The 12,354-nt window shown below is 40.5% G+C and carries 15 protein-coding genes; 14 read left to right on the forward strand and 1 reads right to left on the reverse strand.

Annotation, left to right across the window (positions count from 1 at the left end; translation table 11 throughout):
* The first annotated feature begins 25 nt into the window (after positions 1-25).
* From KOL94_RS19910 to KOL94_RS19930, 5 genes are all read left to right on the forward strand, one after another.
* Positions 26-562 (forward strand): sigma-70 family RNA polymerase sigma factor, encoded by a 537-nt coding sequence (locus KOL94_RS19910; RefSeq protein WP_221568420.1) that lies wholly within the window; start codon positions 26-28, stop codon positions 560-562.
* Positions 552-1,121 (forward strand): DUF4179 domain-containing protein, encoded by a 570-nt coding sequence (locus tag KOL94_RS19915; protein ID WP_221568421.1) that lies wholly within the window; start codon positions 552-554, stop codon positions 1,119-1,121. The genes KOL94_RS19910 and KOL94_RS19915 overlap by 11 nt, the downstream gene beginning before the upstream one ends.
* Before the next feature lie 32 nt (positions 1,122-1,153).
* Positions 1,154-1,612: a DUF4030 domain-containing protein gene (locus tag KOL94_RS19920; protein ID WP_221568422.1), complete on the forward strand. Its 459-nt coding sequence runs from the start codon at positions 1,154-1,156 to the stop codon at positions 1,610-1,612.
* A 270-nt stretch (positions 1,613-1,882) separates the two neighbouring features.
* Positions 1,883-2,419 (forward strand): hypothetical protein, encoded by a 537-nt coding sequence (locus KOL94_RS19925; protein WP_311775199.1) that lies wholly within the window; start codon positions 1,883-1,885, stop codon positions 2,417-2,419.
* A 95-nt stretch (positions 2,420-2,514) separates the two neighbouring features.
* Positions 2,515-3,747, forward strand: a complete 1,233-nt coding sequence (locus KOL94_RS19930; protein ID WP_221568423.1) for a dicarboxylate/amino acid:cation symporter — start codon at positions 2,515-2,517, stop codon at positions 3,745-3,747.
* Between the two features lie 313 nt (positions 3,748-4,060).
* On the opposite strand, the gene KOL94_RS19935 is transcribed toward KOL94_RS19930, so the two are convergent.
* Entirely contained in the window at positions 4,061-4,513 is a 453-nt protein-coding gene (locus KOL94_RS19935; protein ID WP_311775200.1) for a CHRD domain-containing protein, read from the reverse strand.
* A gap of 171 nt (positions 4,514-4,684) precedes the next feature.
* Between KOL94_RS19935 and KOL94_RS19940 the strand changes: the two genes are divergently transcribed.
* The 9 genes from KOL94_RS19940 (at position 4,685) to KOL94_RS19980 (ending at position 12,007) form a co-directional block, all read left to right on the forward strand.
* Entirely contained in the window at positions 4,685-5,152 is a 468-nt protein-coding gene (locus tag KOL94_RS19940; protein ID WP_221568424.1) for a protein kinase family protein, read from the forward strand.
* 130 nt (positions 5,153-5,282) lie between these two features.
* Entirely contained in the window at positions 5,283-5,924 is a 642-nt protein-coding gene (locus KOL94_RS19945; protein WP_221568425.1) for a YczE/YyaS/YitT family protein, read from the forward strand.
* 147 nt (positions 5,925-6,071) lie between these two features.
* Positions 6,072-6,740, forward strand: coding sequence for a GntR family transcriptional regulator (locus KOL94_RS19950; RefSeq protein ID WP_260412554.1), 669 nt, complete (start codon positions 6,072-6,074; stop codon positions 6,738-6,740).
* Positions 6,741-6,783: 43 nt separating this feature from the next.
* Positions 6,784-7,485, forward strand: coding sequence for a DUF2848 domain-containing protein (locus KOL94_RS19955; RefSeq protein WP_260412555.1), 702 nt, complete (start codon positions 6,784-6,786; stop codon positions 7,483-7,485).
* Positions 7,486-7,497: 12 nt separating this feature from the next.
* Complete coding sequence (locus KOL94_RS19960; RefSeq protein ID WP_221568426.1) at positions 7,498-8,295, forward strand: carbon-nitrogen family hydrolase; 798 nt, start codon at positions 7,498-7,500, stop codon at positions 8,293-8,295.
* Between the two features lie 15 nt (positions 8,296-8,310).
* Positions 8,311-9,300 (forward strand): TRAP transporter substrate-binding protein, encoded by a 990-nt coding sequence (locus KOL94_RS19965; RefSeq protein ID WP_221568427.1) that lies wholly within the window; start codon positions 8,311-8,313, stop codon positions 9,298-9,300.
* A gap of 96 nt (positions 9,301-9,396) precedes the next feature.
* The gene (locus tag KOL94_RS19970) at positions 9,397-9,855 is read left to right on the forward strand and encodes a TRAP transporter small permease (RefSeq protein WP_221568428.1); all 459 of its coding nucleotides are present in this window, start codon (positions 9,397-9,399) and stop codon (positions 9,853-9,855) included.
* A complete protein-coding gene (locus KOL94_RS19975) occupies positions 9,852-11,126 on the forward strand; it encodes a TRAP transporter large permease (RefSeq protein ID WP_221568429.1) in 1,275 nt (424 codons plus the stop codon). The genes KOL94_RS19970 and KOL94_RS19975 overlap by 4 nt, the downstream gene beginning before the upstream one ends.
* Positions 11,127-11,233: 107 nt before the next feature.
* Positions 11,234-12,007: a 2-keto-4-pentenoate hydratase gene (locus KOL94_RS19980; protein ID WP_221568430.1), complete on the forward strand. Its 774-nt coding sequence runs from the start codon at positions 11,234-11,236 to the stop codon at positions 12,005-12,007.
* Positions 12,008-12,354 lie beyond the last annotated feature (347 nt).

Raw genomic sequence — 12,354 nt, forward strand, 5'->3', positions numbered from 1 at the left:
CTAATAGATAAAGATCATTTTAGAAATGAAGGTGAGTCAAATTATCGAACTGATTAATAAAGCGAAGGAAGGTAATGACCAAGCTTTCTTGGAGCTGTTTCAAAAATTCGAAGCAGATCTTTACCGAACAGCGTACCTGTATGTCAAAAATCAGGATGATGCACTGGATGTGGTACAAGAAACTGCTTATCGGTCATTCAAAAAAATCAATACACTGAAAAATCCACAGTATTTAAAAACATGGTTGATCAAAATCACCATGAGTTGTGCAATCGATCTGTTAAGGAAAAACCAGAAGGTAATCCATTTGAACCCGAAATACACTGAATTCATCCGTACAAAAGATGAAGACCTACCATTGGCGATCTCTTTACGGGAATTGATTGAAACCTTGAATGAAAATGAAAAACAGATTGTCCTGTTGAAATATTATTACGGTTATAAGTTGAATGAAATAGCCGATATCGTTGATGCTCCACTTGGTACAGTGAAATCCGTTCTATACCGTGGATTGGATAAGCTGCGAAAAAAGGTGAATAGGGATGATGTATATGAGCAATAAATTCAAACATGAATTAGAGAAAATCGAAATTCCAAAAGAACTACATAATCGGGTAAAAATAGGGGTAGAAAAAGCGAAAGCGGAAACGAGTGCAGCTGATGGTTATCATGAACTAGGCAAAATAAAGAAAAGTTGGTACACCAGGAAAATCACCTATATATGTGCGGCAGTAGTTCTGTTTTTCGGTTTATTCATCGGTTCGGCATTCGTCTCACCGGTCATGGCGAAAATGGTATCAAAACTTCCTTACCTAGGACAGCTATTCGAGTCTGAACCAATCACAAGTGAAATAGTAGAAGAATTAGAGGAAATGGATTATCCAATTATGGGAGTTGGGGTATCGTATCAAGGTAAAAAGGAAATCTGGATACGAATAGAGGGTTCTCAAGACTATGTCGATGGCATTAAAGAAGATGTTGAAAAATCCGTTCATGACATTCTGGGTTCACGAAACTATGATGCATATACCATTAAGGTCTCAAGGTATGAACCCATTGAAAACAAAGAAATGCCAGAAGTTAGTGAAAGAGATAAAGCTGAGAAGCGATCTCTGAAATAATTGAAGAATTAAAGCAAAAAGATGTTAAATTCTTGCATCATGGGTATGGTTATAAGTCTCCAAATTCAAAAGAGATACGATTCACAATCAGTATACCTGATTCTGAGAAACGGGTTGATCTAATAGAAAAAACCTATAATGAGATATTAACTTCAAGGGATTTTCGCTCGTACACTATTGAAATAGAGCGTGTTGACATGACGAAAAAGGAGCAAGAAGGAAGATGGTCTGAAATCCTTCATATCGTTGGGGAGGAACTTCTTGGTAAAAAAGAATATAAAATCACCGGATTAGCCTTTTCTGTGTACCCGACACCAGAGATCATCTTCAAATCTTCTGTAAAAAGTACAGATCCTGAAGCAAAGGAATACGGAGAACAGATGGAAAAGATCATAGAAAAATCCCTGCAATCAGAAGACATGCAAGCGAAGGTGAAAGGGGATGAGTATATTATCACCATCCGCAGTAAAGACAAAAAGAAGCTGAACTAAAAAATTTCCAATGCTTTATTTTATAGTAAGTGAATAATTTGTGGGTAATGGTGCCTAAGTCATTAGAAGTCTGCTCTAATGGTTTGGCACTTTTTGTTTTTTAATGAAGACTGTTTTCCAAAAGTTTATTGCGAATTGAATGCTGAAAAGGAGACAGAGCAGTAGAAATAGGATCAAATACTTGTTGGTTGACCCTGTTTTGATGGGCGGCAGGGTAAAAGGAATGAAAGAAACCAAATTGTGGTAAGATGATAAAAAACTGCTTTATGAATGGAAAGAGTGAATGACATGATGTATGACCCGACGATATTCGATAATTTGAAAGTTGCGTTTGAAAACTATGTATACGATCTTGACAATTTGAGTGGAGAAGTATCGATCAACAATCGCAAAGAGAAGCTTGAGATGGCAACAATGTCGAGAGCGTTCAGCCTCCAGTTCACCCTGTCGGATCAAAAGAATGTCACGGCAGAAATATTCTTAGGGGCGTCCCTACAGGATCTAGCTGCGGAAATCCTGAAAACCTCAGGTGAAAAACCAGGATGCACGTTGTTGGTCCGATTTTATAAGCAGGTAGAGGACGTCGAGACTGAGTGCCGCCAGATTGAAGAGGGGATGCAAAAGATCTGGAGCCAGCGGCCGCTCACCCAAACGATTTCCTTTGTGTATGGCCCGGAACAACCTATTTTTATGAATAAAATCGAGGTCGGATTCAACCGTAAAATCAATGAAGATCAAATTGAGGATATACCGGCATTAGTCGATCATATTTTAGAAACCCTCGAGCAACTGAATAGTATGTACTGATAACACGACTTGATTGACATATCCGAGAAGGTCGTGTTACTTTAATTCCTACTATTACTATAGGAATAATGCATTTTATTGGGGGAGAGTATTTAATGAGACGAATCATGAGTGGGTATTTGAAATTATCGTTGATCATAAAAATCACAGTTGCACTCATATTAGGTATTTTTACGGGTATCATTTTTGGGGAACAAACGGCGATTCTAGCGCCATTAGGCGAGCTGTTGCTTCGTTTGCTGCAGTTCTTGATCATTCCACTCGTCTTGTTCACGTTGGTCGTCGGTGTGAACATGACTCATCTGGGTCATCTGGGGAGAATGGGGTCGAAGGTATTCATTTATTATGTTATCACTTCTGCCTTAGCAATCATGGTTGGCCTGGCCGTTGGCGGACTTTTTGATCCTGGAACGGGATTGTCCGTCCAAACCGATAAGACGGTAGAAGTTCCGGAAGACCCTGGTGTGGTCAATGTCTTGTTGAACATTGTTCCTACAAATATTATCGGAGCGTTCAATGAGATGAATTTGCTCGGCATCATTTTTACTGCTCTGGCGTTTGGCCTGGCGATATCCGCTTTAAGGAATTCAGAGCAGCATGCCGATCTTGGTGAACATGTCTATAAAGTCTTAGAAGCCTTGAATGAAGCGACGTTTAAGATATTGAACGTCATTCTTCACTACGTTCCGATTGGTATTTTTGCGATTGTAGCTGAAACGATTGGGAAACAAGGCTTGGATACGATTTTGTCCTTGGGGAACATGATCTTTGTGCTTTACATTGCATTATTCGTACAAGTTGGGATCTATATGATTCTGCTGCTTGTTTTCAAAACAAACCCTTTGGACTTTTTCAGACATGTTCGAACACCGATCATTACCGCATTTGCAACACAGAGCAGTTCTGGAACACTCCCTTTGACCATGGATGCAGGGAAAAATCTAGGGTTGTCGAAGAGCCTTTATAGCTTCAGCCTACCGTTAGGGGCGACGATCAACATGGACGGAGCGGCAATCCGCATCGCGATTTCAGCTGTTTTTGCAGCGAATTACACAGGTATGTCCCTCAGCTTTACGGACATGCTTATGATTGTTATTGTTGGAACGTTGGCTTCGATCGGTACTGCTGGCGTTCCTGGTGCTGGTATCATCATGATTGCAACCGTATTTGCACAGGTAGGCCTCCCGATGGAAGTCGTAGCCCTATTGACAGCAGTCGATGCACTGGTCGGCATGGGCTGCACTACATTGAATGTAACTGGAGACCTTGTCGGTACAACACTTATTGATAAAACAGAGAAACACAAAACTGAAGAAGTTTCGGTTTAAGCTGTAGGACTGTTCAGTGAGGTTGGGCAGTCCTTTTTTGTCAGCCCTGTGAAGTGTGATGTATGGCGCTTTAGCGGACACCAGCGCTCTGATTTATATGAATTAGCTGAAAACATGGCTTTATGCAGGAATCATACGGACACTCCAGTGCACAAAACGAGGTAAAAGTGCTTTATGAACATTTCATACGGACACTCAAGTGCACTTGTAAGGTCTTGTGTGTCAGTTAAAGCGGCATTCCTACCATTCTTTACCTAAAATAAAGAACACCTCTGTTTTCGGAGGTGTTTTTCCCTGGTTCCATTCTAAATTTCTAAAATGACGGTCGTTTTCTGACCGGGATGATCTGTCCTCTTATCTCACCTTCTGGATGTTGTTCCGTGTAAACATTGATATACATGAGCCCTTCATCCATGAGGAGGATCAAGTCACTCACATTTTCCACCCCTTCATCATTGCTGATGATGTTTTTATCTGTAATGGTGCCTGCTATTAGACCGTTCTGGATGCCTGTACTGGCTTGTTCTTCAAAAGAAGTCAGTTCATCACCTTTTAATAAGACAGTTGCTTGGCCATTTTGCCCAATTGCGCCGAAATGGATATGTGCTTGTACGAAATTACGGATGTCGTCCACCTTGAAAATGAACTTGATTTTGGTTTGTGAACCATTTGCGACGAGTTTAGCCATCCCGTAAGCTTCCGTATCTACTGTAGGGACATGATTGTTACCGCTCAACCTAACGTTATACTTTTGCAAATTTACCACCTCCTGAATTGCAAGAGAAACTATATTATCGTATTCACGGGGTAGACAGGTTGTATGGTCGAACGTACCGATTGTCCAAATGTTTGTCGAAGATTAGACACAGTCACACCCGCCCAGTTCCTTCATATAATGCTTAAAAGGAATGAGCCCAGGGACAGGGAGAGGGTATGGATGAAATTCACAGTGCAGTATATCCCGCTGAACAAGATCAAACCGGATCTGTCAGTGAAAATTACCGAACAAATCAAGAAGCTGCAAAGCCTGATGTGGGATTGTATGTATATCTTAGTCGTGAAAAAGAACCGGGCTGACGGAACGTATACCCTTTTGAGTGGCCGCGAACGCTATGATCACTTGCGGAACGAAACACGAAATGTCTATGCACCATGTATTGTGGATGACAGTGATCCTTCGAAAGTGAAGGCGATCTTTTTGCGAATTAGGAACAAGCAGCCTCTGGACGATTTCCCGTTGACACCGAAAAGCTGGGCGATCGTCCGTACTTTTTTGAGAAAAGAACCCCGCTTCCACAAGCTCTCACGCTACCAGCAAATCAAAGTCCTCCTTCTAGGCGCGAGATACAAACGTACCGTGATCCTCTCCATGCAGAACAGGGTGGAGCAGCTTTTGAAGGATTAAATTTCACATAAAATATCAGCGCTACATCATATAAAGTTCTGCTACTAAACTAGTAGAGCTTTTTTGTTGAATTTGATACATTGGTGCACTAAAATGAAAAGACTTAATATTTCGAAAGAAGGCGCAACTTATGAAGCTCCATGTCCAATTTCCTTTTTTTACGCTCGGACTGATCATTTTCAGTTATGGGATTTCCGTAGCGATCCAGGTGCAGCATCTGGGGGTCCATCCATGGGATGTATTGAACATTGCGTTATTTGAAAAATTCGGTCTTACCATTGGGACCTGGGCTGTCCTTGTAGGAGTCGTACTTGTCGGTGTTTCCTTCTTCCTGGATCGCAGCTATATCAAAATGGGGACTTTCCTGAATGCATTGGCTGTAGGGCCGCTGGTCGATCTGTTCCTTTATCTCGAGATTTTTCCGCAATCATCATCTACTTTTACAGATGTCCTCGTTTTGTTTTTAGGTATTGTGCTGATGGGGATTGGCGGCGGGATGTATTCCGGAGCAAGGATCGGAGCCGGTCCAAGGGATGGCTTCATGCTTTCGATTTCTGATAAGCTTGGGATGTCGATAAGCCGCGTGCGGATTATGGTGGAAAGCATCGTGCTCTTATTGGGATGGCTGCTTGGCGGACCTGTTTTCATTTTTACTTTCGTCATCACGTTTATACAGAGCCCGATTTTCCAATATTCCTATCTGATCACAACCAAATGGAGCAATAAGCTATCCGCACCATTCAAACCGAAGAAAGATGTGCGTTCTGCTTAAAATCTCTTCAAAAAACTGTCGATTTTATCGGCAGTTTTTCTTTTGGTTAAAATTACCGAACGGAAAGTTTACTGTCAATATTGACATTTCTGAAAATTATACGGTATTATGTACAATGTATACATTATACATTTAGAGAGGTTTTTTATGGAAAACTTTAAAATGAAACCGGTTAAAAAGAAAAAAACAACAAAAGAAATTGTTTATGATCAGATTAAAAATGCGATTTTGACAGGTATGATTCCAAAGCATGAAATGCTTACGGAAACTTCACTTGCCGAAACGTTAGAAACATCAAGGACACCTATAAGGGAAGCTGTTTCTGAGTTGCTTAAAGAAGGGCTTTTGGTCCACATACCCAGGAAAGGCTTTAAGGTAAGGGAAATAACAGAAAGCGAAAAAGATCAAATCATCTTTCTGCGCCGATCTATTGAGGCTGAAGGGTTAAGGAATTTAGCTTCAGTAGTCTCTATCGAACAAATCAAATTACTTAGAGAAATCGTTAATAACCAAGAAGAAGCTATGAAAGAGAATAATCGCATTAAATATATCGAACTAGATCAATTTTTCCATAGGAAAATATTGGAGTTTGCAAACCAAAACCTTTTAGAACAAATTTTAAAAGAGGTTTACAATCTTACACGGTTGATCGGTCACACTGCTTTGATGAAGGAAGGCCGTATGGGGGAAGTCATAAGGGAACATAAAGAAATCATCGATGCTTTGGAAGCCCATGATGCATCAAAAGCAAAAGAATTGATGATCGGTCACTTAGAAAAGACTTGGGATACAGTAAGATCCGTTGAAAATAACTAAGCTTATCATTGTAAAAATGTAAGCGTTAACAGGTGGGGGAATTATGAAACATACAGATGAAAAGAAAAAAAGTAACCCTTTTATAGTGGAAATAGGGGGCGAAATGAAGGAACTTGAAATCAACAAAGCATATTGTATCGGTTATGCAGGGAGAAATAAAGAAAAAACGTGGGAGCATGTAAAGGAGCTCGCTGAAATTGGCGTCCCAGAACCTGAAGAAGTCCCTTCACTATATCCAGTCAGCACAAGCAGTTTAAGCCATGGGCAGAACATTGAAGTAATCGGTGATAAAACGAGTGGTGAAGCTGAAATCGTATTGATATTCGGTAATTCTTCAAATGAGGTTTATGTCACAGTTGGCAGTGATCACACGGACCGTGCACTTGAGACCGTAGACATCAATAAGTCGAAACAAGTGTGTGACAAACCCTTCGCGGCCAAAGCATGGTCGTTTGAAAAGGTAAAAGACCATTGGGACCAGTTAGAGTTGTCTTCACAGATATACTTGAATGGTGAATGGGTCGACTATCAAAAAGATACAATTGACGCAATCATTCCTTACGAAGAAATAAAAGAATACTTGATTCAAAAAAATGTTCCGCTCAAGAATAGCATCGTATTCTCTGGGACTGTCCCATTACTGGATGGATTCAAATACGGGGACAAGTTCAGAATGGTATTTTCGGATCCTTCAAATGGTGATCAAATAACCGCAGAATACGAGATCAATAATTTAATTGATTAGGGGGGAGTAAGGATGAAGTTTTCTCTATACCAGATGGATATTATCCCAGGAGACCCGGAAAGAAACAGGCAAAAAGTCAAGGCGTGGATTGAGAAAGAAGTGAATGAAAATGCCCCTGATACGGTTGTCCTGCCAGAAATGTGGACGACTGCTTATACTTTGGATGAATTAGATGGGTTAGCTGATCGTAATGGTGAACCTACGTGTAGCTTTTTAATGGAATTAGCAGCAAAATATGAGATTAATATAATTGGAGGTTCAGTTGCGAATCAATTAGATGGAAAAATCTACAATTCATCTTTCGTTTTCAACCGTAAAGGAGAGCAGGTATATCAGTACGATAAAGTACATCTTGTACCGATGCTGGATGAGCCAAACTTCCTGACTGGAGGAGAAAAAGCGGCTGAAGTCTTTGAACTTGATGGTGTTAAGATGGGCGTCATTATTTGTTATGACTTGCGGTTCCCTGAGCTTATCCGTTCGTTAGCCATCGAAGGTGCCCAAATCTTATTCATCGTCGCAGAATGGCCTTTAGCACGCCGAAATCACTGGGTGACCCTTCAAAAGTCGAGGGCTATTGAAAACCAGATGTACGTGCTGTCCTGTAATCGGATCGGCTCCTATGACGGTGTCGAATTCAGCGGTACCTCAATGGTGACTGACCCGTGGGGAGATGTATTGATAAAAGGTAGTGTCGAAGAGGAAGAATCCCTAACGATTGTGCTCGATTTAGAGAAGGTTAAGAAGGTTAGAACTGATGTACCTATTTTCACAAGCAGGGTACCTCAATTATATAAAAAAGAGTTATAAGGGGAGGAAACGATTATGAAGGTTAAAAAGTTAATGGCAGTCAGCTTGTTTGCTTTGTTGCTTGTCGTTGCGACAGCTTGTTCTGGAGGAGGAAGCGAAGGTGACAGTATAACGCTTAAGCTTGCCCACTCAGGTTCTGAATCACATCAATATCATATTGCAGCTGAAAAATTTAAAGAGTTAGTTGAAGAGAAATCCGAGGGTTCTGTAAAAGTAGAAATCCATGGGAATGCAACCCTTGGAAGTGAAGCTGATGTAATTGAACAGGTAATGGATGGATCTGTGGATATGACCACTGTTGCAGCAGATAGTTCTTTTGCAAATACAGTTCCTGAAATGAATGTTTTCGGAATCCCGTATCTATTTAACGATGCGGAACATGTTTATAGCACATTGGATGGTGAAGTTGGAAAAGAGCTGTTGAGTCTAGTTGATGACCAAAATATGAAAGGGCTTGGCTATTGGGAAGTTGGTTTCAGACATTTAACGAACAATAAAAAAGAAATCAAAACACCTGATGATGTAAAAGGATTAAAAGTACGTGTGCAACCAGCTCCTGTTTGGGAAGCTCATATGAAAGCCCTTGGAGCAAGTCCGACTCCTGTTGACTTCAATGAATTATACTCTGCGCTTGATCAAGGTGTGGTAGACGGGCAAGAAAACCCATTGCCTACCATCGACTCTATGAAATTTTATGAGGTTCAAAAATATGTAGCATTGACAGCACATACCTATTCTCCCGCAGTTGTCGTTATGAGCAATAATGCTTGGGACAAGCTTAATGAAGACCAACAAAAGCTTGTACAAGAGGCAGTTTCAGAAACTACAAAATACCATAGAGAAACATTAGCTGAAAAAGAACAGGAAATCCAAAATAAACTTGAAGAAAATGGGGTAACCATTACTAAACCAGACCGTGATGCATTCCGTGAAGCGACTAAGGACGTAAAAAACGCTGTTAGTTCACAGGTACCTGAAGATTTGATCAATAAAATCAAACAATAATTACTGTAGGGGATGACTCTTGAACAATGTACCCGGCACCCCAAGTCAGGTTCTTGTGAGTCAATCCCCTATTAATTTAAGAAAGGGGGAGGCTGTATGGTCTTCAATAAAATAGATGCCTTTCTAGGGAAACTGCTTGAAGTAATCATTACAATCTGTTTGTCAGCTACTGTAGTGATCACTTTTTTACAAGTCATATTTCGTTACGTTTTGAAACAGCCTCTGAGCTGGTCACAGGAAGCGTTAATGATCAGTTTTGTCTATAGTGTCTTGTTTGGTGCCGCGCTAGCTATCAGAAATCGGGATCATCTGACAGTGGATATGATGGAAAATGCACCAAAACTTTTATCTAAAATTCTGGAGATTATTGAATTCATCGTTGTAGGGATCGTAATCGTGGTCCTTCTTTACTTCGGTTATCTTCTGGTGATGGATAATTTTGCATCAGGGCAGATTCTTGGGATATTACCTATACAGAAAGCTTATGTATATCTAGCCGTACCATTGAGTGCCCTATTTATGATCTATTACCATATTAAGAAGGTGTTTACATGATTTGGCTAGTTGTACTATTGTTTCTATTAATACTCATACGAATCCCGATTGCCTTCGCACTAGGGTTCATTTCTATTCTTGGGATTTTCCTAGCAGATCCTGGGCTGCTTATAAATGTTCCGAGAAAAGTGTTCAGCGGGGTAAATAATTTCACTCTAGTAGCTGTACCGTTGTTTATCTTAGCTGGCGAAATCATGTCCAAGGGCGGTATTTCGAAGCGCTTGATCAATTTTTCCAAAACACTTGTAGGCCCACTTCCAGGAGGTTTAGCTATGGTCGTGGTTCTTGCGAGCGTGTTCTTTTCTGCATTGACTGGGACGGCGATAGCTGCAGCTGCAGCGATTGGCGGCATGATGATCCCAGCTATGAACAAAGAGGGATATGATGTCAGGTTTTCATCAAGTTTAGTGGCGACATCGGCAACAATCGGACCGATCATCCCGCCAAGTATTGTCTTGATTTTATATGGAGTAATCGCAAGTGTCTCTATCGGGGATCTCTTTATAGCTGGGGTCATTCCTGGTTTGTTAATGGGTATTGGTCTTATGGCTTACAGTTATTACGTAGGGAAAAAAGAAGGATACCGTTCGAGTGATCGAAGAGCAACATTAAAAGAGGTGGCAATTGGTGCTAAGGATGCTATACTCGCTTTGATCATGCCGGTCATTATCATCGGGGGGATTGTTTCAGGGGTATTCACCCCAACTGAATCTGGTGTCATAGCGGTCGTTTATGCCTTAATCATCGGGATGTTTGTATATAGAGAAATCTCTTTAAAAGACCTATGGCCAATCATGCTTGAAACTGCAAAGACAACGGCAGCGATTGTATTTTTGATCGGAAGTGCTTCACTTTTTATCTGGTTCTTATCGTTCAACCGAATCCCGAATCAATTAATTGAGATGATGGGGAATGTTTCAGAGAACCCGATTTTATTGTTACTTATTATTAATATCGTCTTGTTAATTGCAGGAACATTTATTGATACTATCAGTGCTGTCTCAATTTTCACACCGTTGTTCTTACCACTGGTATTAGCTGGCGGTATTGATCCAGTCCATTTCGGTATTATTTTAGCCGTCAACCTCACAATCGGTATGGTCACTCCTCCATTAGGGGTATGTTTGTTTGTGACGTCTTCAATTGCGAAAATAGGTGTACCGAAAATGTTTAAATATTTATTCCCGCAAATTGCAATTCTGATCATAATACTTTTGATCATCACTTATATCCCGGAAGTAATCTTATTCCCGGTTGAACTTTTTAAATAAGGTAATGTGTTAAAATATATCAGCACCACAATTAGTGGTGTTTTTCCTTTATATTTGTGTGTCCATAACCATTACTCCTATAGAATTGAAAGGGTGCAACTATCAACATGACTAAAACAGAAGAAATCGTTACATCATTGCTGAAGGCCCATGAGGAGAAAAAGCAGCTTTCTTCCCTCGATACAGAAGGCTATTCAACAGAAGAAGCGCTATATGAGGTTCAAGATGAATTTATTCAACGTTGGAGCGGTGACGAGGCTGATCCCGTGAAAGGGTATAAGATCAGTTTGACGAATAAAGGCCTGCAAAAGGTTTTCCATACCGATGCGCCTGTCTATGGTACATTAACGGATCAAACGGTGTTGAAAGATGGTGTGTTGAGCAAAAGAGAGTTCTTCGATCCGCTTGTCGAAGCCGAGCTGATGTTTATAATTAGAGAGGACATTCCGCCATCCGCGAATTCAGCAGAAATCCTTGAAAATTCTCTTATTGCACCTGGTTTTGAAATACCGGATTGCCGTATTGCAGATTGGTTTCCAAAAATCTCGATTGGTGAGTTGATCGCCGATAACGCAGTCACCGGTAAAGTGGTTGTGGGTGAACCGATAAAAGTGACACCTGCAATCCCGTTGGACAACCTCTCTGTCAAGGTTTATCACGATGGCGAAGAAGTGGCTGAAGGACCGTCTGCTTATGTATTGGATAACCCATTGAATGCCGTTGTCTGGCTGAAAGAAATGTTAGCTTCACAAGGTAAAAGCTTGAAAAAAGGAATGACCATTTCTTCTGGCACCTTCTTCAGCCCATTTCCACTAGAGGTTGGAAAATACCGTGCCGCCTTTGATCATTTCGGTGAGGTCGAATTTGAAGTAGTAAATTAAGAGTAAAGAGGTTTACTGGACAAAAACCCGAAATATCTGAACATAAATCGAAAGTTTCTGGACAAAATTCGGAAACATCTGGACAAGAATCCAATTTATCTGGACAAAATTAATTCATCTATACATTTCGTGTTAACAGGGGGCTGTCCCAAAAGTGTCTGACACTTTTTTAGGACAGTCTCTTTTCGTCGTGCTCCTACTTTTTTAAGTGTGATAAATTTCCTCTTTATGAGAATTGAATGTCTAGAAACTTTATCCTAATATATTTAAATCTATTAAGTAATTAAAACTTTTTATCTAGTCCCTATCTATCAAATTACCTTGCATCCTCCAAAACTGATAGAAGT

It is taken from the genome of Alkalihalobacillus sp. TS-13, assembly GCF_019720915.1.
Classification (GTDB): Bacteria; Bacillota; Bacilli; order Bacillales; family Fictibacillaceae; genus Pseudalkalibacillus.